The 25,727-nt window shown below is 52.3% G+C and carries 24 protein-coding genes; 19 read left to right on the top strand and 5 right to left on the bottom strand.

What is annotated here, in order from left to right; translation table 11 throughout:
* Positions 1–168: 168 nt before the first annotated feature.
* Positions 169–1,176, top strand: coding sequence for an ornithine carbamoyltransferase (gene argF / locus CWS43_RS01050; protein WP_101075019.1), 1,008 nt, complete (start codon positions 169–171; stop codon positions 1,174–1,176).
* A gap of 161 nt (positions 1,177–1,337) precedes the next feature.
* Complete coding sequence (locus tag CWS43_RS01045; RefSeq protein WP_101075018.1) at positions 1,338–3,110, top strand: alpha-amylase family glycosyl hydrolase; 1,773 nt, start codon at positions 1,338–1,340, stop codon at positions 3,108–3,110.
* A 7-nt stretch (positions 3,111–3,117) separates the two neighbouring features.
* Here the strand turns inward: CWS43_RS01045 and CWS43_RS01040 are convergent, their stop codons facing one another.
* Positions 3,118–3,588, bottom strand: coding sequence for a YhcH/YjgK/YiaL family protein (locus tag CWS43_RS01040; RefSeq protein ID WP_101075762.1), 471 nt, complete (start codon positions 3,586–3,588; stop codon positions 3,118–3,120).
* A 690-nt stretch (positions 3,589–4,278) separates the two neighbouring features.
* Between CWS43_RS01040 and arcA the strand changes: the two genes are divergently transcribed.
* From arcA to CWS43_RS00975, 13 genes are all read left to right on the top strand, one after another.
* Entirely contained in the window at positions 4,279–5,499 is a 1,221-nt protein-coding gene (arcA, locus tag CWS43_RS01035; protein ID WP_101075017.1) for an arginine deiminase, read from the top strand.
* Positions 5,500–5,522: 23 nt separating this feature from the next.
* Positions 5,523–6,434 (top strand): carbamate kinase, encoded by a 912-nt coding sequence (gene arcC / locus CWS43_RS01030; RefSeq protein WP_101075016.1) that lies wholly within the window; start codon positions 5,523–5,525, stop codon positions 6,432–6,434.
* A 24-nt stretch (positions 6,435–6,458) separates the two neighbouring features.
* Positions 6,459–7,466 (top strand): ornithine carbamoyltransferase, encoded by a 1,008-nt coding sequence (gene argF, locus CWS43_RS01025; protein WP_101075015.1) that lies wholly within the window; start codon positions 6,459–6,461, stop codon positions 7,464–7,466.
* 55 nt (positions 7,467–7,521) lie between these two features.
* Complete coding sequence (locus CWS43_RS01020; RefSeq protein WP_101075014.1) at positions 7,522–8,925, top strand: YfcC family protein; 1,404 nt, start codon at positions 7,522–7,524, stop codon at positions 8,923–8,925.
* Between the two features lie 62 nt (positions 8,926–8,987).
* On the top strand, positions 8,988–9,494 hold the full coding sequence (locus CWS43_RS01015; protein ID WP_101075013.1) for an arginine repressor: 507 nt from the start codon (positions 8,988–8,990) through the stop codon (positions 9,492–9,494).
* 66 nt (positions 9,495–9,560) lie between these two features.
* Complete coding sequence (locus CWS43_RS01010) at positions 9,561–9,755, top strand: hypothetical protein (protein WP_101075012.1); 195 nt, start codon at positions 9,561–9,563, stop codon at positions 9,753–9,755.
* Positions 9,756–9,757: 2 nt separating this feature from the next.
* The gene (pyrB, locus tag CWS43_RS01005; RefSeq protein WP_101075011.1) at positions 9,758–10,693 is read left to right on the top strand and encodes an aspartate carbamoyltransferase; all 936 of its coding nucleotides are present in this window, start codon (positions 9,758–9,760) and stop codon (positions 10,691–10,693) included.
* A gap of 19 nt (positions 10,694–10,712) precedes the next feature.
* Positions 10,713–11,177, top strand: a complete 465-nt coding sequence (gene pyrI, locus CWS43_RS01000; RefSeq protein WP_101075010.1) for an aspartate carbamoyltransferase regulatory subunit — start codon at positions 10,713–10,715, stop codon at positions 11,175–11,177.
* A 53-nt stretch (positions 11,178–11,230) separates the two neighbouring features.
* Positions 11,231–11,617, top strand: a complete 387-nt coding sequence (gene ridA / locus CWS43_RS00995) for a 2-iminobutanoate/2-iminopropanoate deaminase (protein WP_101075009.1) — start codon at positions 11,231–11,233, stop codon at positions 11,615–11,617.
* Between the two features lie 300 nt (positions 11,618–11,917).
* Positions 11,918–13,369, top strand: a complete 1,452-nt coding sequence (locus CWS43_RS00990; protein WP_101075008.1) for a circularly permuted type 2 ATP-grasp protein — start codon at positions 11,918–11,920, stop codon at positions 13,367–13,369.
* On the top strand, positions 13,363–14,304 hold the full coding sequence (locus CWS43_RS00985; protein WP_101075007.1) for an alpha-E domain-containing protein: 942 nt from the start codon (positions 13,363–13,365) through the stop codon (positions 14,302–14,304). Before CWS43_RS00990 ends, CWS43_RS00985 begins: the two co-directional genes overlap by 7 nt.
* Entirely contained in the window at positions 14,304–15,098 is a 795-nt protein-coding gene (locus CWS43_RS00980) for a transglutaminase family protein (RefSeq protein ID WP_101075006.1), read from the top strand. Before CWS43_RS00985 ends, CWS43_RS00980 begins: the two co-directional genes overlap by 1 nt.
* A 31-nt stretch (positions 15,099–15,129) precedes the next feature.
* Complete coding sequence (locus tag CWS43_RS00975) at positions 15,130–15,861, top strand: proteasome-type protease (RefSeq protein WP_101075005.1); 732 nt, start codon at positions 15,130–15,132, stop codon at positions 15,859–15,861.
* Positions 15,862–15,885: 24 nt separating this feature from the next.
* On the opposite strand, the gene CWS43_RS00970 is transcribed toward CWS43_RS00975, so the two are convergent.
* The 4 genes from CWS43_RS00970 to uxaC form a co-directional block, all read right to left on the bottom strand.
* The gene (locus CWS43_RS00970; protein WP_101075004.1) at positions 15,886–16,449 is read right to left on the bottom strand and encodes a YgjV family protein; all 564 of its coding nucleotides are present in this window, start codon (positions 16,447–16,449) and stop codon (positions 15,886–15,888) included.
* Between the two features lie 92 nt (positions 16,450–16,541).
* The gene (locus tag CWS43_RS00965) at positions 16,542–18,032 is read right to left on the bottom strand and encodes a UxaA family hydrolase (RefSeq protein ID WP_101075003.1); all 1,491 of its coding nucleotides are present in this window, start codon (positions 18,030–18,032) and stop codon (positions 16,542–16,544) included.
* 10 nt (positions 18,033–18,042) lie between these two features.
* Positions 18,043–19,494 carry a tagaturonate reductase gene (locus tag CWS43_RS00960; RefSeq protein ID WP_101075002.1) on the bottom strand — a complete coding sequence of 484 codons (1,452 nt, stop codon included), beginning with the start codon at positions 19,492–19,494 and terminating at the stop codon, positions 18,043–18,045.
* 141 nt (positions 19,495–19,635) lie between these two features.
* Positions 19,636–21,048: a glucuronate isomerase gene (gene uxaC / locus CWS43_RS00955; RefSeq protein ID WP_101075001.1), complete on the bottom strand. Its 1,413-nt coding sequence runs from the start codon at positions 21,046–21,048 to the stop codon at positions 19,636–19,638.
* Positions 21,049–22,019: 971 nt separating this feature from the next.
* Between uxaC and CWS43_RS00950 the strand changes: the two genes are divergently transcribed.
* From CWS43_RS00950 to mzrA, 4 genes are all read left to right on the top strand, one after another.
* Entirely contained in the window at positions 22,020–23,312 is a 1,293-nt protein-coding gene (locus tag CWS43_RS00950) for an MFS transporter (protein WP_101075000.1), read from the top strand.
* 189 nt (positions 23,313–23,501) lie between these two features.
* Positions 23,502–24,278, top strand: coding sequence for a transcriptional regulator ExuR (exuR, locus tag CWS43_RS00945; RefSeq protein WP_101074999.1), 777 nt, complete (start codon positions 23,502–23,504; stop codon positions 24,276–24,278).
* Positions 24,279–24,651: 373 nt separating this feature from the next.
* Entirely contained in the window at positions 24,652–25,335 is a 684-nt protein-coding gene (locus tag CWS43_RS00940) for a DedA family protein (RefSeq protein ID WP_101074998.1), read from the top strand.
* Positions 25,332–25,715, top strand: coding sequence for an EnvZ/OmpR regulon moderator MzrA (gene mzrA / locus CWS43_RS00935; protein ID WP_101074997.1), 384 nt, complete (start codon positions 25,332–25,334; stop codon positions 25,713–25,715). Before CWS43_RS00940 ends, mzrA begins: the two co-directional genes overlap by 4 nt.
* The last annotated feature ends 12 nt before the right edge of the window (positions 25,716–25,727 follow it).

Raw genomic sequence — 25,727 nt, 5'->3', positions numbered from 1 at the left:
ATCTCTGTCCTCAATCAATGTGACGTTTGACCGCTATTTTCACACACCGCAGGGCGCGTCTCCACTATAAACGACAAAGTTTTTGCTGCGGGGTTGCAATTGCATATTCATACATTTAAATTGAATTTAAATTCAATCCGAAATGCTAACGCGCTATGGAGCGACATCATGAGTTTGTTGAGTAAACGTCATTTTCTCAGGTTACTGGATTTTACCCCGTCAGAGATTTCGTCACTGCTGAAGCTTTCCGCAGAATTAAAAGCCGCTAAGAAAAACGGCACCGAGAAAGCCCGCCTGCAAGGCAAAAACATCGCGCTCATCTTCGAAAAAGACTCAACCCGCACCCGATGCTCTTTCGAAGTTGCCGCATACGATCAGGGGGCGAAAGTCACCTATCTCGGCCCAAGCGGCAGCCAGATTGGCCATAAAGAGTCGATGAAAGATACTGCCCGCGTGCTCGGACGGATGTATGACGGTATTCAGTATCGCGGTTACGGCCAGGCAAAAGTGGAAACTCTCGCACAATATGCTGGCGTACCGGTGTGGAACGGATTAACCGACGAATTCCACCCGACGCAGTTGCTGGCCGACCTGCTGACCATGCAGGAGCACTTGCCCGGCAAACCACTGAAAGGCATGCGCCTCGCCTACCTGGGCGATACCCGCAACAATATGGGGAACTCGCTGCTGGAAGCCGCCGCGCTATGCGGGCTGGATTTACGTCTTGTCGCGCCTTCCGCCTGCTGGCCGGATGCTGAGCTGGTCGCGACCTGCCAACATCTGGCAAAAGAAAATGGTGGCAACATCACGCTGACCGAAGATATTGCGGCTGGCGTGAAAGACGCGGATTTCCTGTATACCGACGTTTGGGTATCGATGGGCGAACCGAAAGAGGCCTGGAAAGAACGCATTAACCTGCTGCGCCCTTATCAGGTTAACAGCGCCATGCTGGCGCTGACCGGCAATCCAAAGGTGAAATTCCTGCACTGTCTGCCCGCGTTTCACGATGACCAGACCACGCTCGGTAAACAAATGGCGGAAGAATACGGCCTGCACGGCGGTATGGAAGTCACCGACGAAGTGTTCGAATCAAGCCACAGCGTGGTCTTCGATCAGGCAGAAAACCGTCTGCACACCATCAAAGCCGTGATGGTCGCCACCCTCGGCAGCGTCTGATTTTATCCGGCATTATTTTGCGACAAGGCAAAGTGATGCCGTTTAATTTTCCCAAAATCCTCTGCTATCTCACCCTTCGGCCGTCAGGCCCCGTCATTTTCAACTAACCTTTTTAGAGCGCTTTCATCAGAAGAACAAAAACGCAGTAAGAAGGAATCCCTATGAGCTCAGTGAATCTTGAGTATGTCTTGCGGCTGGAAAGCCTGTTGAGCAGGCTCTACCCCAGGGAACACATCGCCGACCTGCTGAAAAAAATCCTGCACCTCGCTGACAAATGGAACTACGGCAAACACCGCACCACCGGCTGGGTGGATGGCACCAATATTTATCTGATTACCTATGGCGATAATATTCGTCACGGCGAACACCCCCCGCTGGCGACGCTCAACCATTTCGCCAACACCTATCTGCGCGAAATTATCAGCGATATCCATATATTACCGATGTATCCCTACAGCTCGGACGACGGTTTCAGCGTGATCGACTACCGCCGGGTCGATGAACATCTCGGCGGCTGGTCTGATATTCATCACCTTTCAGCCAACTTCAATCTGATGTTTGACTGCGTGATCAACCACATTTCCCGCTCAAGCGAGTGGATGAAAGGCTATCTGCACGACGATCCGTATTACAAAGATTACTTTATTGCCTCGAATCCGGAGCTGGATTACAGCCGCGTGGTGCGTCCGCGCGCTTTGCCATTATTGACGCCTTTTATCAAAGCGGACGGCACCGAGCTGTATCTGTGGACAACGTTTAGCGAAGATCAGGTGGATATCAATTTCAAAAACCCGCAGGTGCTGCTCGAAAGCATTGACGTGCTGTTGCAGTACGCGGCCAGCGGCGGGCAGTCAATACGCCTCGACGCTATCGGGTATATCTGGAAGGAAGTGGGCACGCGCTGCATTCACATGCCGCAGGCGCACAACATCATTAAAGTCTGGCGTACGATCCTCGACGAAGTGATCCCCGGTACACGGCTCATCACCGAAACCAACGTGCCGCATCACGAAAACATCAGCTACTTCGGTGAAGGCGATGAAGCACACATGGTGTATCAGTTCCCGCTGCCACCGCTGACGCTTCACGCATTTTTACGTCAGGACACCACGACGCTGACTAAATGGGCACAAAGCCTGAATGCGGAAGCGCGTTACCCGGACACCACGTATTTCAACTTTCTGGCGAGTCACGACGGCATTGGTCTGCGCCCGACGGAAACTTTCCTCACCGACGATGAACGCAAATACATGGCACAGGAAACGCTGCGCAAAGAAGGTCGCGTCTCCTATAAAGACAACGGTGACGGCACACATTCGCCGTATGAGCTGAATATTAATTACCTGAGCGCGCTGACCGAGCCGGAAGATGATGTTGAACTGAAAGCCCGTAAATTCCTGGCGGCGCAGGCACTGTTGCTGTCGTTTATCGGCGTCCCGGCGATTTATATCCACAGCCTGCTCGGCAGCGAGAACGATCTCGACGGGATGCATCAGTCGGGGATCAACCGCCGTATCAACCGTAAAAAGCTGGAACTGGGCACGCTGGAGGCGGAACTTGAAAAGAAAGACAGCCTGCGCTCCCGCGTATTTTACGGCTTACAGGAACTGATTAAACACCGCCGCGCGCATCCGGCGTTTTCACCGCAGGCAGGCCAGCGCGTGTTTGATCTGGGCAAATCGTTATTCGCCATGGAACGTTATGATCCGAAAAGCGAAGATCGGATCACCTGCGTGTTTAACATCAGCGATCATTCACAAGTGCTGAAGCTGGCGGTGGAAGGCAAAGATCTGATTGGCGGAGAAGTGTTTAACGGCCAGATGCGACTCCAGCCGTGGCAGGTCGTGTGGATCAAACATAAACTCAAAGCACCAGAACGTCTCGGCAGGCTACGTCGCTGGCGGATGAAATTATTTAAACGCACTAAGCACTAATGAAGCGTTAAGCGTTTAAAGCGCCGACATCCATTTTCACAACGGCTTTGCGCACGTTGGCGGGTTCACCGACGGCGCACAGTGGTTTATGCACTTCACCCGGATAAAACACGACGAAATCGCCCGCCTGCATGATCATCGTTTTTTCCTGCTCACCGGCAGCCAGAAAAGCGATGTCTTTATCTTCCAGCCAGTCGGTATCAATATAACCGGCCGGTAAATTGCTGAATGTCATGCCTTCAGTGCCGTTCAGGACGATCTGAATATCCAGATTACGCGCGTGAAATTCAGCACGTCGTTCAGCCTGCGGCGCGGTCGAATCGTTGGAAATCAGCACAAAGACTTCATTGCCGCGGATATCGTGCTTACCCAACGGGGTTTCTGGCGTGATATGTCGTTTGACGTATTCAATCGCTTCGCGCAGTTCGGCAGGCAAATACGGCACTAAATGCAGCTGGTGGATGTTTCCGGTGATCATCATAACCTCGTGAGAGTGATTCATTAGTGAAACGTTGTTTCATAAATAATAATCCTCTTCGTATGCGGGTGGCTACCTTTCAGATCAAGATTTCCCTTTTTCGCACAAATAAATTTTTCCGGTTTTATGCGAGCCTTAGAAGGATGGTTATGCATCCGTAGCGCATAGATTGCATCGTCAGCCACAAATACCCGCGACCAGGTGACTGGTCTAAAAAGATATTTTCAAAAACTCCTCTGCCGGTCACAAAACGACAAATATAAAAAACCGCTTAAAATCACAATAATTATTTAGATTATTTCCCATTTTTAGGATTTTTATTCAAACAAATTTAATCCCTATGCGGATGATAATTTAAACTCCTTTATTTCAATACATTACGATTGCATAAATTATATCCCAACCAGTCATTTTGCTTACAGGCAAAATAATTACTCCCTTCATACGTTATTTATTCACAACGGATAAGTGATTAATAAAATAAACAATGCGCATCATCAATTAATTATCACTCAATTGTATTCATTCATTCTGATGAGACCAAAATCACATCTTAAATGCTTCAGCGGAATATTATTCACTTCGTTCCAGACGAGATGAAGAACAGTTGAATAAATTCATTTATTCATCAAGGTATCGTTTTGCCTGAAATATTAACCAGATTACTTTTTTCATAAGAAAGGAATAAATATGAAAAGGCATTATGTCGGTTCTGAAATAGGTCAACTGCATAGCGTCATGCTGCACCGGCCTAATTTAAGCTTGCAACGCTTAACCCCTTCGAATTGCCAGGAACTGTTATTTGATGACGTACTTTCCGTTGAGAGAGCCGGTAAAGAACATGATATTTTCAGCCAGACACTGCGCCAGCAAGGGGTTGAAGTTCTGCTTCTGACCGATTTACTGACCGAAACGCTGGATAATCGCGAGGCCAAAGACTGGCTGCTGAATATGCAGATCTCCGACTACCGTCTGGGGCCGCAGTTTGCCGAAGAGATCCGTGGCTGGCTGGCCGATCTTCCTCACCGGCAAACGGCGCGACTCATGAGCGGCGGATTAACTTATAACGAAATTCCTTCGACTATCCACAATATGGTCGTTGATACCCATATGGAGAATGACTTTATTATTAAGCCGCTGCCGAATCATTTATTTACCCGCGATGCATCTTGCTGGATATATAACGGGGTTTCCGTAAACCCGATGGCCAAAGCAGCAAGAAAACGCGAAACTAATAATCTGCGTGCCATATATCGCTGGCATCCATTATTCAGCGATAACGAATTTATTACTTATTTTGGTGACGGTGATTTCAATTACGACCACGCCACGCTGGAAGGCGGCGACGTCCTGGTCATTGGCCGCGGCGCAGTATTAATCGGGATGTCAGAAAGAACCACACCGCAGGGCGTTGAGTTCCTCGCCCGTTCTCTGTTTAAACATCAGCAGGCGACCAAAGTTATCGCGCTGGAATTACCAAAACACCGCGCCTGTATGCATCTCGACACCGTCATGACCCACATCGATATCGACACTTTCTCGGTTTATCCCGAAGTCGTACGTGACACTACCCAGTGCTGGACGCTGACCGATGACGGCCGCGGCGGCCTGCGTCGTCAGGAAGAACCGCATTTCCTGAAAGCCATCGAAAAAGCGCTTGGGCTGGATGAAGTGAAACTGATCACCACCGGTGGCGACAGTTTTGAAGCCGAACGCGAACAGTGGAATGACGCCAACAACGTACTGACCGTACGTCCCGGCGTCGTGATTGGCTATGAGCGCAATACGTGGACCAACGAAAAATACGATAAGGCCGGGATCACCGTACTGCCTATTCCGGGAGATGAACTCGGGCGTGGCCGTGGCGGCGCTCGTTGCATGAGTTGCCCGCTGGAACGCGACGACATCTGAAAAACCACACCAGGGAAAATACCATGACAAAACCCACACTGGTCGTCGCACTGGGCGGCAATGCATTGCTGCGTCGCGGCGAACCTTTGGAAGCCAGCATTCAGCGGAAAAATATTCAGCTGGCGGCGGAAACACTCAGCGCATTGTGTCAGCAATGGCGTGTTGTGCTGGTTCACGGCAACGGACCGCAGGTCGGATTACTGGCGCTGCAAAACAGTGCTTATACCGCCGTTTCGCCTTATCCGCTGGATATTTTGGTCGCCCAGACGCAGGGAATGATCGGCTATCTCCTGCAACAGGAATTGAAAAATTGCCTGCCGGAAATCCGCGTTTGCACGCTGCTCACACAGGTGGAAATCAGCCCGCTGGATCCGGCTTTCAATCATCCGACCAAATACATCGGGCCGGTTTATACCCGCGAACAGTCTGCTGCGCTGGCCGCAGAAAAGGGCTGGACGATGAAAGCGGACGGGCAGCATTTCCGCCGCGTCGTGGCCTCGCCGCAACCGCTGAGCATTATCGAAACCGACGCGATCAACACGCTGCTTCAGGACGGACATCTGGTTATTTGCAATGGCGGAGGCGGCATTCCGGTCTGCAAAACCGCTGAAGGGCTGGAGGGCGCGGAAGCGGTCATCGATAAAGATCTCTCCGCCGCCCTGCTCGCCCGGCAACTGCACGCCGATGCGCTTCTGATCCTCACCGACGCTGATGCGGTGTACCTCGACTGGGGAAAACCAACGCAGCGCCCGCTTCAACAGACCACCACACGCGACCTGGCCGGAATGACCTTCGATGCGGGCTCTATGGGTCCAAAAATCGCCGCGGCCTGCCAGTTTGTCGATGCCTGCCACGGGTTAGCCGGGATCGGCGCCCTGACCGACGGCAAAGCGATTCTTGCGGGCCTGAGAGGCACCTGCATCCGTGCGTCGTAATAACATCATTAAAGGAATAAAACTATGAATAACACCTTAAAAAACCGTCATTTTCTCAAGCTTCTGGATTTTACGCCGGATGAAATCCAGCAACTGATTAATCTCGCCTTTACCCTGAAAACATACAAAAAGAGTGGCCGGGAGCAGCAGCATTTACTCGGCAAAAATATCGCGCTGATTTTCGAAAAAACGTCCACACGAACCCGCTGTGCGTTTGAAGTGGCGGCTTTCGATCAGGGAGCAAAAGTGACGTATCTCGGCCCGAGCGGCAGCCAGATTGGTCATAAAGAGTCGATGAAAGACACCGCCCGTGTGCTGGGCCGGATGTACGACGGCATTGAATACCGGGGTTTTGCGCAAAGGATTGTTGAGGAGCTGGCCGAGTTTTCCGGCGTTCCGGTCTGGAACGGGCTGACGGATGAATTTCATCCCACACAGATTCTCGCCGACCTGATGACCATGCTCGAACACGCGCCGGGAAAACAACTCAGCGAATTAAGCTTTGCCTATCTGGGCGATGCACGAAACAACATGGGCAATTCGCTGATGGTCGGCGCCGCTAAAATGGGTATGGATATCCGCCTGGTCGCGCCGAAATCCTTCTGGCCTGACGCTGCGCTGGTCAGTGAGTGTCGGAAAATCTCCGGAACCACCGGTGCCCGCATTTTGCTGACCGAGCACGTCGATGAAGGCGTGAACGGGGTGGACTTCCTCTACACCGATGTCTGGGTTTCGATGGGTGAAGCCAAATCCGCCTGGGCCGAACGCATCAGCCTGATGACGCCGTATCAGGTCAATGCCGCCGTCATCAAAGCCACCGGCAATCCTGATGTGAAATTCATGCACTGCCTGCCCGCGTTTCACAACGAAGAAACCACCCTCGGAAAAGAGCTGGAAATCGCCTATGGAATGAAAGGGTTGGAAGTGACGGATGACGTTTTCGAGTCGGCGCATTCCATTGTGTTCGATGAGGCCGAAAACCGCATGCACACCATAAAAGCGGTCATGGTGGCCACCTTGGGCAATGCCTGAATTTTTTGCGTGAAGCCCGTCTGAGGTCTTCACGCCTTTTTTAAGGATTATGTTGATGCGTACATTCAAATTTCCTTCCGCCTACACCATTCTTTTTATTCTTATCGCCGTCGTCGCGGGCCTGAGCTGGATTATCCCCGCCGGTGAATACAACATGGCGATGAACGCCGGCCTGGGGAAAGAAGTCCCGGTTTCCGGCACTTATCACGCCGTTGCCGGTAATCCTCAGGGGATTATCGATATCTTTCTGGCCCCCATTGATGGCCTTTATAACCACGTTACCGGGCAGGCGGGCGCAATTGACGTGGCGTTGTTTATCCTCATTATCGGCGGTTTTCTCGGCGTGGTGACCAAAACCGGTGCCATTGATGCGGGGATTGAACGGGTGACACATCGCCTGCGCGGCAAAGAAGAATGGATGATCCCGATCCTGATGGCGCTGTTTGCCGCCGGGGGTACCATTTATGGCATGGCCGAGGAATCTCTGCCATTTTACACCCTGCTGGTGCCGGTCATGATGGCCGCCCGCTTCGACCCGCTGGTAGCCGCCGCGACAGTTTTGCTCGGCGCAGGTATCGGAACCCTCGGTTCCACCATTAATCCCTTTGCTACCGTGATCGCCGCCAATGCCGCCGGCATTCCTTTCACCAGTGGCATCGGCCTGCGCGCAGTCATTCTGGTGGCCGGCTGGCTGATATGCGTTGTATGGGTGATGCGCTACGCCCGTAAAGTTCGTCGGGACCCGTCGCTGTCAATCGTCGCCGATCAATGGGAATCAAACCGCGAACACTTCCTCGGCGATCGTCGCGAAGAGCGGCTACCGTTTACCGGCGTACGGAAAATCGTTTTAACGATCTTCGCGCTGGCCTTTGTCGTAATGATTTATGGCGTCTCCGTCAAAGGCTGGTGGATGGGCGAAATCTCCGCCGTCTTTCTTGCCGCCGCCATCTTTGTCGGGTTGATTGCCCGGATGAGCGAAACCGAGCTGACCACCACCTTCATCGACGGCGCACGTGATCTTCTCGGCGTCGCGCTGATCATCGGGATCGCGCGCGGTATCGTGGTCGTGATGGATAACGGCATGATCACACACACCATTTTGCACAGCGCCGAAAACATTGTTTCCGGGCTCTCCAGTGTGGTGTTCATCAATGTCATGTTTTTGCTCGAAGTGGTGTTGTCTTTTCTGGTGCCATCGTCATCGGGTCTGGCCGTGATGACCATGCCTATCATGGCGCCACTGGCCAATTTTGCGCACATCGGCCGCGAACTGGTGGTCACCGCATATCAGTCAGCCTCCGGTCTTGTGAACCTGGTGACGCCGACATCAGCGGTCGTCATGGGCGGTCTGGCCATTGCGCGCGTGCCCTATGTCCGCTGGCTGAAATGGGTTGCGCCTTTGCTCGGGATCCTGCTGGTATTGCTAATGTTAGCGCTGAGTCTGGGTTCTTTGTTTTAACCCTTTGTTGACGATGATTTTTTTGCCATGTTGACGTCCTTTATTCACCAGGGAATATGACCATGAAAAGAACGTTGTCTGCACTTGAAAAAGAACACAAACAGTTGATCTTGTGTCACCGGCTGATCGCCAGCAAAAGTTTTGCTTCACAGGAAGCGCTGCGCCGTGAATTTCAGCGTGCGGGATACCGGAATATCAGCCAGTCCACGGTATCGCGGCTGCTGAAAACGCTGGGGGTGGTCAAGATCCAGAATGCCAAAGGCAAAAAAATGTATGCGCTGAATGAGCAATATCAGCCAGTTCCCGATGCGCTGCGCCCGGTCACGGAAATGGTGACCAGCGTGGATTACAACCCGCAGTTTGTCATCGTACATGTGTCGTCGGGCTACGGGCGAGCGGTGGGGAAAATTATTGACCATCAGGGATTGCATGAGGTACTCGGCGTCATCGCATCCAGCACCGCCGTCTTCGTCGCGCCACGGGAAACCCGCGAGATCGCGCAGGTTTGTCAGTTAATCAGGCAGGTACTGATGGTCAAAGGAAACCTGAGCAGCAACCGTTTGCCTTAGTCTATTTTTCCGCTTGATGTCACCGGTGACGCGCGTATAATGCGCCACAATTTGCCGGGAGAACCTATGAACAATCGCCACGTTTTGTGCTCAGACGATCGACCAAACGCCGTGCCATCAGGCAGCCCGCTGCCGTTGTTCTTCCGTTGCATTGTCGATCAGCTGAAAGGCGATCAAAAAGAAAGGCCCCTCATTGCAGGGGCTTTTTTTTGTCCAAAATTTGAGTGCTTCTCTTTTGAGAGCAAAGAAACAGGAGAATGACTATGGCCAACCCGCTGTATCAGAAAGACATCATTTCTATCAACGATCTCAGCCGCGAAGAGCTGGAACTGGTACTCGATACCGCCGCCAGCCTGAAAGCCAATCCGCAGCCTGAATTATTGAAACACAAAGTGATCGCCAGTTGTTTCTTCGAAGCCTCAACCCGCACGCGTCTGTCGTTTGAAACATCAATGCATCGTCTGGGTGCGTCGGTGGTCGGTTTCTCCGACAGCAGCAATACTTCGCTGGGCAAGAAAGGTGAGACGCTGGCCGACACCATCTCGGTGATCAGTACCTACGTGGATGCCATCGTGATGCGCCACCCGCAGGAAGGCGCGGCGCGTCTGGCGACAGAATTCTCCGGCGGTATTCCGGTTCTTAACGCCGGTGACGGCGCAAACCAGCACCCGACGCAAACCTTGCTGGATTTGTTCACCATTCAGGAAACCCAGGGCCGTCTTGATAACATCAAAATCGCGATGGTCGGCGACCTGAAATATGGCCGTACCGTGCATTCTCTGGCGCAGGCGCTGGCGAAATTTAACGGCAACCGCTTCTACTTTATCGCGCCCGACGCGCTCGCCATGCCGGGTTACATTCTGGCGTTGCTGGAAGAGAAAGGCATCGAATACAGCCTGCACAGCAGCATCGATGAAGTTGTGCCGGAAATCGACATTCTGTACATGACCCGCGTACAGAAAGAACGTCTGGACCCGTCTGAATATGCCAACGTCAAAGCGCAGTTTGTCCTGCGCGCGGCGGATCTGAACGGCGCTCAGCCGCACCTGAAAGTGCTTCACCCGCTGCCACGCATCGACGAAATCACGCCGGATGTCGATAAAACGCCATATGCCTGGTATTTCCAGCAGGCCGGTAACGGGATTTTTGCACGTCAGGCACTTCTGGCACTGGTTCTGAACGCAGATACAGCACAGTAAACTTGGGGAGAAAACGATTATGACTCACGACAATAAACTTCAGGTTGAAGCGATCAAATGCGGTACGGTCATCGACCACATTCCGGCACAGGTCGGCTTTAAGCTGCTGTCACTGTTCAAGTTTACCCAAACAGAGCAGCGTGTCACCGTCGGCCTGAATTTGCCCTCCGGCGAACTTGGCCGCAAAGATATCATCAAAATTGAGAACACGTTCCTGACCGACGAGCAGGTTAATCAACTGGCGGTGTATGCCCCGCGTGCGACGGTCAACCGCATCGATAACTATGAAGTGGTGAAGAAGCTGATGCCGACTTTACCGGACCGCATTATCGGCGTTCTGCGCTGCCCGAACGGCAACTGCATCAGCCGTTTTGAACCGGTGGACTCCAGCTTTGCCGTGAAACAGCGTGCAGACGGCGTGCATCTGAAATGCAAATATTGCGAGAAAGAGTTTGAGCATCAGGTGGTGCTGAACAACGATTAACCCTTTATACTGGCGCGAATTCCGTTCCCAATCACTCATAATCAGGAGACAGTATGTCCCGCGAAATCAGCACTGAAAACGCACCCGCCGCAATCGGTCCTTATGTTCAGGGCGTAGATTTGGGTAGCATGATCATCACCTCAGGCCAGATCCCTGTAGATCCTAAAACCGGCGCAGTGGCCGACGATATCGCCGCTCAGGCGCGTCAGTCTCTGGAAAACGTCCAGGCTATCGTTGAAGCCGCTGGCCTGAAAGTTTCAGATATCGTGAAAACGACTGTTTTCGTGAAAGATCTGAACGACTTCGCCACGGTTAACGCCACGTACGAAGCTTTCTTCACCGAACATAAAGCGCCTTTCCCGGCCCGTTCATGCGTTGAAGTTGCCCGTCTGCCAAAAGACGTGAAAATCGAAATCGAAGCCATCGCAGTACGTCGTTAATCGCGTCAGCCGTACTTCGAACAGACCAGCCTGCGGGCTGGTTTTTTTTCGCCTGTCCGTTCACGTTTCTTATGTTTTCCGGCTGCCGGTGGCGGTTGCTTCATCAGCGACCATACTTACGGTAACCCGATCATTTTTGCCCTCTTTTTAGTCAATCAAAAATGTCACCGCACCGAAACGGGGCAGTCCGGGTTCTTTTCCCCTGATTTTCAGCAGGTTTTGCACGCTGGCACACTTTATGCCTGATCTTCATTGTTATTGAACGATTCAATTGCAGCCTGTCCAGTTTGTGAGGTGATGATGATCAAGATTGACCTTTCCGATTCACCCTTTTTTGATGAGATGTTAATGGCTGAAGGGAAACACCGCAGCCATTATCAGGCCTACTGGCAGTGGTTGCAGCAAGCCGACCAACAGGCAGTCCAGCGCAAAAAAGAGGAAGCCGCGCTGTTGTTCCACCGGGTGGGGATTACCTTTAATGTTTATGGCGAAGATGATGGTGCGGAACGTCTGATCCCGTTCGACAGCGTGCCGCGCATCATTCCCGCCAGCGAATGGCAAATGCTCGATCGCGGTATTCGTCAGCGCGTTCAGGCACTGAATGCTTTTTTACACGATATCTATCATGATCAAAAAATACTGAAAGCGGGGATCGTCCCGGCCGAACAGGTTCTGGCAAACGATCAGTATCAACCCTGCATGCAGGGCATCGATCTTCACCGTGATACTTATGCGCACATTGCCGGAACCGATATGGTGCGGGGCGGCGACGGTGAATATTACGTGCTTGAAGATAATCTGCGCACGCCGTCCGGCGTTTCTTACATGATGGAAAACCGCAAAATGATGATGCGGTTATACCCGGAACTGTTTGCAGAACAGCGCATTGCGCCGGTTTCCCGCTACCCTTCCCATCTGCTGCAAACTTTGCGCGAAAGCACTACGGTGAATGATCCGACGGTAGTCGTCCTGACACCAGGCCGCTTTAACAGCGCGTATTTCGAACACAGCTTCCTCGCGCAGCAAATGGGCGTTGAACTGGTGGAAAGCGTCGATTTATTCGTGAAAGACGGCGCCGTGTTTATGCGCACAACCGCGGGCCCGTGCAAAATTGATGTGATCTACCGTCGCATCGACGACGCCTTCCTCGATCCTCTGGCGTTTCGCGCTGATTCAATGCTCGGCGTTCCCGGGCTGCTGTCGGTTTATCGCGCCGGTGGCGTGGTGCTGGCGAATGCGATTGGCACCGGCGTCGCCGATGACAAATCCATTTATCCTTATGTACCGGACATGATCCGCTACTATCTGGCCGAAGATCCAATCCTCAATAACGTGCCCACCTGGCAATGCCGCAAAGAATCTGACCTGTCTTTTGTGCTGGCGAATCTGGAAAGAATGGTGGTGAAAGAGGTCCACGGTGCAGGCGGCTACGGCATGCTGATCGGCCCGACCGCCAGCAAGGCTGAAATCGAGCGTTTCCGCCAGTTGCTGAAAACACGGCCTGAAAACTACATCGCGCAGGAAACACTGGCACTTTCCACCTGCCCGACGTTTGTGGAAAACGGTCTGGCTCCGCGGCATATCGATTTACGGCCTTTTGCGCTGACCGGCGCTGAAATTCGTCTGGTGCCGGGCGGCTTAACCCGCGTTGCGCTGGCTGAAGGCTCGCTGGTGGTGAACTCATCGCAGGGCGGCGGCACCAAAGATACCTGGGTACTGGAAGAAGATTCGACGGAGGATGGCGCATGCTAAGCAGAACAGCCAGCGAACTGTACTGGATGGCACGTTATCTGGAACGTGCCGAAAATATCGCACGCCTGCTGGACGTAACCAACAAGCTGTCGATGATGTCGATCCGTGACGTCAGTGCCCGCGATGAAAATAACGATCTGCTGGTTCCGCTCACCATGACCGGCACCCGCACATTATTCAATGAACACTATCCGCAGGAAACAATGGGCAATCTGCTCAACTTTTTCGCGCTGGACAGTTTCAACCACAGCAGCATTTTCAGCTGTCTGCAAATGGCCTGGAACAATGCTCATGCGGTGCGAGGCAGTCTGTCTTCCGAAGTGTGGGAAAGCATTAACGCCACCTGGATTGAGATGAAACTGATCCGTCGTCAGGGCGTCGGTTCGGCGGGCGCGGATTCATTCTTCGACTGGGTTAAGGAGCGCTCACATCTGTTCCGTGGCGCGATGTTTGGCACGTTGCTGCGCAGCGACGCGCTGAATTTCATCCGGCTTGGCACAATGCTTGAACGCGCTGACAGCACCGCCAGGCTGCTGGACGCTAAAAATCAGTTGCTCAATGCAGATGAAGATCCGGTGCGCGAATACTACCGGATGGACACCCTATTGCGCGCCGTCAGTGCCCGCGAAGCGTTCCACACGCTCTATAAACAGCAGCTCAGCCAGAAACGCATTGCCGAACTGCTGGTGCTGCGCCGCGAACTGCCGCGATCCCTGTTGTCCTGCGTAGAAATCATGGCCGAACAGCTGGAGGAAATCGGCGGGTCAGCAGGCAATTTGCCGCGTCGCCGCGTTCATACCCTGCATGCTCAGCTGCGCTTCACCGAAATGGAAGAGATAGTCGAAATGGGCCTCAGCCCCTGGTTAATGCAGTTTCTTGACCAGACCAACGCCATCGCTGAGAGCATTCATCAAACCTATCTGGAGGCACAATAATGAAACTGAATGTCAGTCATCAGACGCATTACACCTATGCGCAGCAGGTTAAACACAGCACGCAATATCTGCGCCTGACCCCGCAGGATTCCAGCCATCAGAAAATCCTTTCATGGGACCTGACGCTGCCGGAATACGCCACCCGCACGCTGGATGCTTACGGCAACGTGCTACACGTGCTGACGCTGGATCAACCGCATCAGGCGATCACCATCGAAGCCAACGGCGTGGTCGAAATTGAAGACAACAGAGAAGACGACAATTGCGGGCACCTTTCGCCGCTGGTGTTTTTACGCACCAGCCCGCTGACGCAGGCCGACGGCGCGATCCGTGATTTCGCCAACCGGTATTATCGCCCGCAGGATCAGCATGAAAGCCTGTGCAACCTGATGGGCGAATTACTGCTGAAAATGCCTTACAGCCCTGGCACGACCAGCGTAAAAGACAGCGCATCGCAGGCGTTTTCCGCACAACAGGGGGTGTGTCAGGATCATACCCACGTTTTCCTCGCTTGCTGCCGCAGCCTGGGGATCCCGGCACGTTACGTCAGTGGCTATCTGTATTCAGAAGATTCGACACATGTTGCCATGCACGCCTGGGCAGAAGCCTGGCTGGATGACCGCTGGCAGAGCTTTGATGTCACCAACAATACCTGCAAACCGAATCAGCATTTGAAACTGGCTATCGGCATAGATTATCTTGATGCGTGCCCGGTCCGCGGTATCCGGTTAGGTGGAGGAAGCGAAGACATGCGCACTGTCGCGGCCGTTGCCATGCTCGACGTTCCGCAATAACCCTGACTGTTTGAAATAGGAAGATTTTTTTATGACTTACTGTGTGGCCATGCGCTTGTCCTCTGGCCTGGTGTTTGTTTCAGACTCACGCACCAACGCCGGAGTGGACCATATTTCCACCTTCCGCAAACTGCACGTTTTTCATCAAAGCGATGAACGCATGCTGGTGATCCAGAGCGCCGGAAATCTGGCGACCACACAGAGCATTATCAGCCTGCTGCATCGCCGTTGCTTAGATGATGAGCGGGAAAACCTGCTCAACGTCGAATCACTCTACGATGCGGCGAGTTTGCTGGGGGAAACGGTGCGGGAAGTGATCGCCCGTGACAGTGGCGCGAACCAGGGCGGAAACACGGATTTCAGCTGCAATCTGCTGCTCGGCGGCCAGATTAAAGGTGAAGGCTTACGGTTGTTCCATGTCTATCCGCAAGGGAATTTTATCGAGGCGACACAGGATACGCCCTATTTCCAGATTGGTGAAAGCAAGTACGGCAAACCGATTATCGATCGCGTGCTGAACTACGACACTGCACTGGATCAGGCGATGCAATGCGCGCTGATTTCGATGGATTCGACATTACGCAGTAATCTGTCTGTCGGCCTGCCACTGGATGTGATGACGTACCCTACCGACAGCTACAGTGCGGCGCAGCAACACCGCATCACGGAAACGCATCCGTACTTTGACATGATCCGCAAAGGCTGGGGCGAAGGCTTACTGAGTATATTTGCTCAGTTGCCGCCGCTGAAATTAGACGAGTAAATGCTCTTCAGGCGGAGTGAATCTTCACTCCGCTGCTTTATTTTCTTCCATCTTCTTCACAATCTTTTTCTCGACCTCAAACGGATCGATTCCGCGCAACTGAAGCCGGCGGAAACGGATAATGTTAAAACCGTTCATGATGAGGAAACTGCCTTCGATCAGTGACCCGCCGATCGAACCAAGCCAGATGTTGTGAAACACCCAGCAGCAGGTCGAGCACCACATAATACAACGCGTGGTCAGCCCGCTGGTGCGAAACAGCGCCCAGGTGCTGACGACCGTTGCGCCGACTGGCAATAATTCTACCCAGTGATGCGCGCGGCTCAGACCCAGAACCAGCGTCAGGACGATGAAAATCACCATAATCCACTGATTACGCGTGCGCAGGGAAATCAGGGTACGCAGGGAATTGAGCAACGCACTCATGCCTGCCGGTGCGGCTCCCATCATCAGGAAATGCACGCCGATAATGGCGCTGTAGGCGGAAAGTTGTTGTTTGAAGCGGCGGTCGCTGCGGTTGAAAAACATCGTGATGCCGACCACGAAGGCCACAACACCGACTGACTGGGCAAACCAGTAATACGTCATTTTTCGAAAATCTCATTCGTAGGGTTCGTTGAAAAAGCAAACGGCGCTTCATATTTGAAACGCCGTTTCATTCTAACGAGTATCCGGAAGAGTTACAATGTGACGCCGCTTTTAAAGATCGCCAGTTCGCGGAAATCGTTAATTTCATTTTTGGCTTTACGGCCATCCGCGATCGCAACGATCAGATCCACAAACTCACCCAGCAACTGATCCATACTGACATCGTGGATCAAACGCCCTGCATCGAAATCGATCCAGTGTGGTTTTTTAGCCGCCAGTTCACTGTTAGTAGCCAGTTTTACCGTTGGCACAAAACCGCCGTAAGGCGTACCGCGACCGGTACTGAACAGCACCATATGACAACCGGCACCAGCCAGCGCGCTGGTTGCCACGGCGTCGTTACCGGGTGCACTCAGCAGATTCAGGCCCGGCGTCGTCAAACGTTCACCGTATTTCAGCACGTCCATAACCGGACTTTGCCCTGCTTTCTGCGTACAGCCCAACGATTTTTCTTCCAGCGTGGTGATGCCACCCGCTTTGTTACCCGGAGACGGGTTCTCGTAAATTGGCTGATTATGCTCGATGAAATACTGTTTGAAATCGTTGACCATGTGAACCGTCTTTTCAAACGTTGATTCATCACGGCAGCGGCTCATCAGAATACGTTCCGCACCAAACATTTCAGGGACTTCAGTCAGTACGGACGTGCCGCCATTGGCGATCACGTAGTCAGAGAAACGCCCGAGCAGCGGGTTCGCGGTAATGCCGGACAGGCCGTCAGACCCCCCACATTCCAACCCAAATTTCAGCTCGCTGAGTTTACCGGTTTCGCGTTTGTCGTCACGCATGGCGGCATACAGCTCACGCAGACGTTCCAGACCGGCTTCCACTTCGTCGTCAAATTTTTGCAGCGTCATAAAACGCACGCGATCTTCGTCAACTTCACCCAGCGTTTCGCGGAAGACGTCCACCTGATTGTTTTCACAACCCAGACCAATCACCAGCACAGCGCCCGCGTTCGGATGGCGCACCATATTTTGCAGCATAGTGCGGGTGTTTACGTGGTCATCGCCCAGTTGCGAACAGCCAAACGGATGGGTGAACAGGAAGACGCCGTCGGTGCCTTCTGCATCATTGGTTTCTTTCAGAAAACGTGACTGGATCTGGCGGGCAATGCCGTTCACGCAGCCCACCGTTGGGATCAGCCAAATTTCATTACGGATCCCGACCTGACCGTTTTTACGGCGGTAGATCTGCACTTCGCGATCGGCCATTTGATCCGGCAGCGTCGCGAAATCCGGTTGATACTGGTACTGATCCAGATCGCTAAGATTGGTTTTGCCGTTTTGCGAGTGAATGTGGACACCCGGCTCAATCGCGGCCAGCGCATGACCAATCGGCAGGCCATATTTCACAATGTTTTCCCCCGCCGCAATCGGGCGCAGGGCAAACTTATGACCACGGGAAACAGGTTGAGCCAGAACCACAGCATAACCGCCCGCGTCGACCTGCTCACCGGCTTCGATATCGCGCAAAGCCACAGCGACGTTATCAGCAGTATGAATTTGAATGATACTTTGCATAGTTGCTCTCTTAGCTGTAAGCCGCCAGCGCATCGCGCATGCCACGGTCTTCAATGGCCTGCAATTGTTCGGTTACTTTAGTTACCAGGCCAGGCACGGTATTGAGATCGCGTCCCCAGTGTTCTTCATCAGCCAGCACGATTTCGACCAGGCCGACCAGCGGCAAACTGCCATTACGTACGTTGCCCCACAGCTCGGAGAAACGGCTCAGCCAGTGTGCATCGTCCTGCAACGGATAGATTTCGCCGTTACGTTCGCCACGGTAAAATGCCAGGAGTGCAGCCAGGGCAAAGGTCAGGCGCGGAGGCAAGATGCCATTCTTTTCCTGGCTTGCCAGCAACTGCGGCAGAATACGGGTGCGGTATTTGGTCATGCCGTTCAGCGCAATAGACAGCAGCTGATGCTGAATGAACGGGTTGCGGAAACGGCTCAATACCGCCTGCGCAAATGACGTCAGTTCATCCTGCGGCAGGTCCAGAACCGGCGAAATTTCTTCGGCAATCGCCAGTTCGACGAAGCGGCTGATCTGCGGGTCGTTCATTGACTCACCGACTGTATTCAGCCCGGACAGAAATGCCACCGGCACCAGCGCCGTGTGCGCGCCGTTGAGGATCGCCACTTTGCGTTCTTTATACGGTTTGATGTCGTCGACCAGACGGATATTCAGCGGCAGTTTATCCAGACGCAGTTCCTGAGCCAGGCTTTTTGGCCCCTGGATCACGAACAGGTAGAAATGCTCTGCGCTGTCAAAGAAGCTGTCCTGATAACCGAGTTCTTCCTGCAAACTGTCGATTTCGCTGCGCGGGTAACCCGTCACTATGCGGTCAACCAGCGTCGAGCAGAAGGTGTTGCTGTTTTCCAGCCACTGTGTAAATGCCGCCGGTAATGCCCATTGCTGCGCGTAACGCAACACCAGTTCCTGCAAGGCCTCACCGTTGTAGTCAATCAGTTCACAAGGCAGCAGTACCCAGCCTTTATCGGCGGCACCGGAGAAGTGAGTGAAGCGCTCGAACAGCAGTCGGGTCAGTTTGGCCGGGAAGCTGGCCGGAGGCGCGTCGTTCAGGCTGTCGTTTTCGACATAGCTGATACCCGCTTCGGTGGTGTTAGAAAACACAAAGCGGATATTCGGGTCGCGGGCCAGTGCCAGATATTCATCAAACTGATGATAAATATTGATTTCACGGTTTACGGAACGAATGATGCGCGTGTCGCGCACGGTTTCACCCTGCTCATTCAGACCACTGATAATCGTGGTGTACAGGCCATCCTGAGTACTGAGCGAAGGCGGGAAATCGGTGTCAATCGGGCGGACAACGACGATACCGGCATTCAGATCGGTATGTTCATTCAGCAAGTCTATTTGCCAGTCGACAAACGCCCGCAAAAAGTTACCTTCACCGAACTGAATAATTTTGTCGGGATGATGACGGCCAGGGAAGTCACGGCGATTTAACCTTTGCATCTCACATTCACCTTAATTTGCTCAGACTCCGGTCTTTGAGGACATCAGATTGTCCCGTGGCCGTCGTTCTATATTGGGATAGTTAGTTGTTATTACTGCATTTATTTCAGGAGCGCAGGGATCTGCGCTCCATCGTACTTCTTAGTTCAGCTCAATCTGGAAATACTGTTTCGCATTGTCGAAACAGATATTTCTCACCATGCTGCCCAGCAATTCGATATCCGCAGGCGCTTCCCCTGCTTCCACCCAGTGGCCGATCATCTGGCACAGGATGCGACGGAAATATTCATGGCGGGTGTAAGACAGGAAACTACGACTGTCCGTCAGCATGCCGACGAAACGGCTCAACAGCCCCAGGTTGGCCAGCTGCGTCATCTGACGCTGCATGCCGTCTTTCTGATCGTTAAACCACCAGCCGGAGCCGAACTGCATTTTTCCCGGCATCCCTTCGCCCTGGAAGTTACCGACCATGGTGCCGATCACTTCGTTATCATGCGGGTTCAGGCAGTACAGAATGGTTTTTGGCAGGCCACCGGCCAGGCCTTGCGCGCCCAGCAGTTTGGACAGCGGTTCTGCCAGCGGCTGGTCATTGATGGAGTCGAAACCCACATCCGCGCCAATCAGCTGGAACATACGGGTGTTGTTATTGCGCAACGCGCCAATGTGGTACTGCTGTACCCATTCACGGCGTTGATATTCAGAAGCCAGATACAGCAACACGCCGGTTTTAAACTGAGCGATTTCTTCTGTGGTTGGCGTTTCACCGCTCAGGCGGCGGGCCAGAATGCCGTCCAGCGTGGCGTCATCCGCTTCGCCGTATACCACAACATCCAGCGCATGGTCAGAAACTTTGCAGCCGTGCGCCGCGAAGTGATCCATACGTTTTTTCAGCGCGTCAAGCAGGTCGCTGAAACGGGTGATGGAAACGTCAGCCGCGGCTTCCAGTTTCTTCACGTAATCTGCAAAGGTAGCCGCTTCGATGTTGAAAGCTTTGTCCGGGCGCCAGCTTGGCAGCACTTTGATATCAAAGCTGGTGTCTTGCGCGACGGCTTTATGGTGTTCCAGAGAATCGATCGGGTCATCGGTGGTACCGACCATTTTCACGTTCATCTGTTTCATAATGCCGCGGGCAGAGAAATTATCCTGTGCCAGCAATTCATTACCACGTTCCCAGATTTCGCCTGCAGTGGCAGGGGAAAGCAGTTTGCCGGTAATACCGAACGGACGACGCAGCTCAAGGTGCGTCCAGTGGTAAAGTGGATTACCGATGGTGTGAGGAACGGTTGCCGCCCACGCGTCAAATTTTTCGCGGTCAGTGGCATCGCCGGTACACATACGTTCAGCAACACCGTTAGTGCGCATTGCACGCCATTTGTAGTGGTCGCCTTTCAGCCAAATGTCATACAAGTTTTTAAATTTATAGTTCTGCGCGATAAGCTCTGGCGGCAAATGGCAGTGGTAGTCAAAAATTGGCTCATCTTTCGCGTAGTCGTGATACAGGCGACGTGCGAATTCGGTGTCGAGAAGGAAATCTTCCGTTAAAAACTGCGCCATCTTAGGTTCCTCATCATGAATTCTGTAGAGTTATCACTCAATGGTGCGAAGTTATCACACCAATTTAAGCTATCGTCCAGTACTTTTTAGCGGCATAACGTCGCTAAAACGACTGATTTCATTCCAAAAATACAAACTAATTCGCTGTAAAATAATGACTTTAGCGTCATCAGGTACTGCTGCTTATTATCCTCACAATTAGAGTGTCATTTTGTGATGTCACTCAAACTTTAAATCTGTATGACAAGTTAATTTCGTACCAAATGTGACAAAACAAGGCCTGCACCTTTTCTGGCTTTACAAATTTTTAGAATGCGACTTTCCTCCCTTGCTGCCGCCTGACAGATGCCCTTCCACAACGCGCTGATTCCCTCTGCCCACATTATCAGCCATATCTGTCAGGTTCTGATTGTTTATTAACTGTTCGGTATAAATGTGATCACTACGTGAAGTTGTTACACCAATTACGTTTAGACGATCCGGTGCTCCGTGTTAAGCATTCACATAAAAGTGTGAAGCGGATCTAATTAAATAAATACAAACCTTTAAAATCAACAAATTAACTACTTGCTTAAAAAACTTAAGTAACCACACAATTTAAATGTGGTTTTGTGATGTCATTCAAATTTTAAATCTGTATGACAAGTTATCTTTGCTTCGCCCGGACAAGAGCGTCAGAGATTACCTGCCACATCCTTTCGCTGTTGCCCGGGCAAAACACTTCCCAGGCGCAATCAGCCCCATGGCGAAGCAACAATTCTGGTGTTCAGGAAGTTCATCGGACCCTTACGCACAGATAACAATAAACCAGTGCGTAAATACATCGGGCTGCTCCCAGTAAATCATCTGGCAGCGAGGTTCCCGGAAATCACTTTAAGGAAAGCCAGAACCCACGCTTATTCAGGTGGTGTGAAATACGCCGTGGCAGCCTGACGCTGTCATCGCCGGATTATTTACTGGGAGAGAGTTAAATGGGTAAGATCAAAGGGTTACGCTGGTACATGATCGCACTGGTGACATGCGGCACTGTATTAGGTTATTTAACACGTAACGCCATCGCCGCTGCAGCACCGACGTTAATGAGTCAGCTGAATATCAGTACTCAACAATATTCTTATATTATTGCCGCCTATTCTGCCTGCTATACGCTAATGCAGCCGGTTGCCGGTTACGTCCTTGACGTGATGGGGACGAAAGTCGGTTATGCAATGTTTGCTATTCTGTGGGCTGTTTTCTGTATGGCCACCGCACTGGCAAGCAGTTGGGGTGGCCTGGCCATCGCCCGCGGCGCGGTCGGTATGGCGGAAGCTGCCATGATCCCTGCGGGCCTGAAAGCCAGTAGTGAATGGTTCCCGGCAAAAGAACGCTCTATTGCCGTAGGCTATTTTAACGTCGGTTCTTCGATCGGCGGGATGATTGCCCCTCCTCTGGTTGTCTGGTGTATCGTGATGCACAGCTGGCAGCTGGCTTTCATTATTACCGGTGCGCTAAGCATGATCTGGGCACTGAGCTGGCTGGTATTCTACAAACACCCTAAAGATCAAAAGAAACTCAGCACTGAAGAACGCGATTACATCCTGGAAGGTCAGGAAGCACAGCATCAGACCAACAATGGCAAGAAAATGTCAGCCTGGGAAATCCTGCGTAACCGCCAGTTCTGGGGCATCGCGCTGCCTCGCTTCCTGGCGGAACCGGCCTGGGGCACATTCAACGCCTGGATCCCGCTGTTCATGTTCAAAGTGTATGGCTTTAACCTGAAAGAAATCGCAATGTTTGCCTGGATGCCGATGCTGTTCGCTGACCTCGGCTGTATCCTCGGTGGCTATCTGCCTCCGCTGTTCCAGAAGTACTTCAAAGTTAACCTGATCGTCTCCCGTAAAATGGTGGTTACGATGGGTGCAGTCCTGATGATCGGCCCGGGGATGATTGGCTTGTTCACCAGCCCATACGCAGCCATCGCGTTGCTGTGCGTCGGTGGTTTTGCTCACCAGTCACTGTCCGGCGCGTTAATCACTCTGTCTTCCGACGTGTTTGGTCGTAACGAAGTGGCAACGGCTAACGGCCTGACCGGTATGGCCGCCTGGATGGCAAGTACGATGTTCGCCCTGGTGGTCGGTGCACTGGCTGACACCATCGGTTTCAGCCCGCTGTTTGCAGCCCTTGCAGTCTTCGATTTGCTCGGCGCCATCATCATCTGGACTGTACTGCAGAACCGTTCAGCCGTTGAAGCTGCACCGGCTCCGCTGCACACTGCGAAAGCCTGATCAACGAATAATAGCCCGGTAAGCGTCTTTGCCGGGCTTTGCATTTCTCTGACACTTCTCCAATGCCTTTCTGTCTAATGCACGGTGCATCAACCTTTCGTAAAACGTATACTGGCACTTGTATAATAAGTTCACAGGTCTGTCCGACATTCACTTCTTGCAGGTTTCACTACTTTAAAGAGCACTCATATGGAATCCACAGACACCAGACGCCTTTACCAACAACTGGCTGCCACACTCAAGGAACGAATCGAAACAGGTTTGTATCCGGTTGGCGATAAATTACCCGCCGAACGGCTGATTTCCGATGAAATGGATGTCAGCCGCACCGTCGTGCGTGAAGCGATTATCATGCTGGAAGTTGAAGGTTATGTGGAAGTCCGTAAAGGGTCGGGCATTCATGTGATGTCTAACCAGCAGCGTCATCTGGTTGTTCCGGATTCTGGCAGTGAGTTTGGCACCGCCGGCCCATTTGAACTCTTGCAAGCGCGTCAGCTAATTGAAAGTAATATCGCTGAATTTGCCGCAACACAGGTGACAAAGCAGGACATCATGCGCCTGATGGAAATTCAGGAGCACGCCCGCCAGGAAGACCGTTTTCGCGATTCTGAATGGGATTTGAAATTCCACGTGCAGGTGGCGCAGGCCACGCAGAACAACGCGCTCTCCACTATCGTTGAAAAAATGTGGAGCCAGCGGTTGCATAACCCTTACTGGCGCAAGCTGCACGAACACATCGATGAGAAATCGATTGAAAGCTGGTGCGAAGATCACGACCTGATCCTTAAAGCACTGATTCGCCGCGATCCGCATGCGTCGAAGCTCGCCATGTGGCAGCATCTGGAAAACACTAAACAAATGCTTTTCCGTGCGACCAGCGACGATTTCGAATTTAACGTAGACCGTTATCTTTATTCAGAAAACCCGGTCGTTCATCTCGATCCGCCTTTGCTCAACACAAAATAAATTCCCCTTAAGGCAGGTTTATCTCACTAACCTGCCTTTTATCTTATTATCCCTCCATCCTGTCAGACACTGTCGAGTAGTGTCAGTCAATGTAAAACCCTTTCCGAAACGTGCTTCAGACTTAAATGATCGGTCTCAACGCGCTATATTTACCTGTCTGAGTTATTGTTATTTTGTTACAGTTAGACCACTTTTTTTACCCGTTTAGCCGTGTGAAATCACGCTCAACAACGTGTAAGCCCCCGATTAACGCATGACCAGATAATCCGCCAGGGAAGAGGCAACCTTCTCAGCAATACAGGCAGCGTCGAGACAAATTCTCCGCTGATGCACTTTGCTGACCCACTGAAAATTATGGAGTTTTTCATCAAAGATGGAAATTATCAGTTCGCTTATCGACGCCCTTTGGCAACAAGATTATAAAACCCTGGCCGATCCTTCTCTGGTCTGGGCGCTGTACCTGATTTTATTTATGATCATTTTTCTCGAAAACGGTCTGCTTCCTGCGGCATTTTTACCCGGCGACAGCCTGCTGATCCTGGTCGGCGTATTGATCGCTAAAGATGCCATGAATTTTCCGTTAACCATTTTCCTGCTGACATCCGCCGCAAGCCTCGGCTGCTGGCTTAGTTACGCTCAGGGGAAATGGCTGGGGAATACCCGGATAGTACAAAGCTGGCTCGCACATTTGCCCGTTCAATACCACGAACGTGCGCATGCTCTTTTCCACAAGCATGGCCTTTCCGCCTTATTAGTGGGCCGCTTTTTAGCATTTGTACGCACCCTCCTGCCAACCATTGCCGGTTTGTCAGGCCTCAGCAACAGCCGTTTCCAGTTTTTCAACTGGGTCAGCGGGTTACTGTGGATCCTTATCCTGACTTCGCTCGGGTATTTTCTGGGCAAGACTCCGCTGTTTCTCAAATATGAAGATCAGGTAATGAACTGCCTGATGTTGCTGCCCGTTCTGTTGCTGATCGGCGGCTTGGTCGGTTCCATTATTGTGCTGTGGCGCAAAAAACACGCTGACCGCCAGAATAAGGGCAAAAGCGCATCATGAATCTCAGATTGGCGAAACGCTCGTTTATCTGGCCGGCCTTATTCATGTTGCTGGCTGCGGCCTCGATGATAGGTCTGGCGGTATCGCGCCTGCCGATGCCCGCCAGTGCCCTGCAAATTCGCCCGGCCAGAGCGGGGGTCGCACTGCCTGATGGTTTTTATGTCTATCAGGGGCTCAGTCAGCGTGGCATCCACATTAAAAGCATCACACCACTGGATGATGGCTTAGTTATACAGCTGGATTCAGCCTCACAGCGCAAGATAGCAGAAGCGGTATTACAGGATATTTTACCCGCCGGATTTGTCATTCAGTACTGTGAACCACCCCATACTAAGCCCTGGGTGGCTAAACTGGATCGTGACCGTCTGAAATTTGGATAGCATCACAAGGAA

The organism is Rahnella sp. AA, from assembly GCF_002834385.1.
Taxonomy (GTDB): Bacteria; Pseudomonadota; Gammaproteobacteria; order Enterobacterales; family Enterobacteriaceae; genus Rahnella.
The sequence above is the reverse complement of the archived record's forward strand: the minus strand, read 5'-3'. Positions and strand labels throughout refer to the sequence as shown.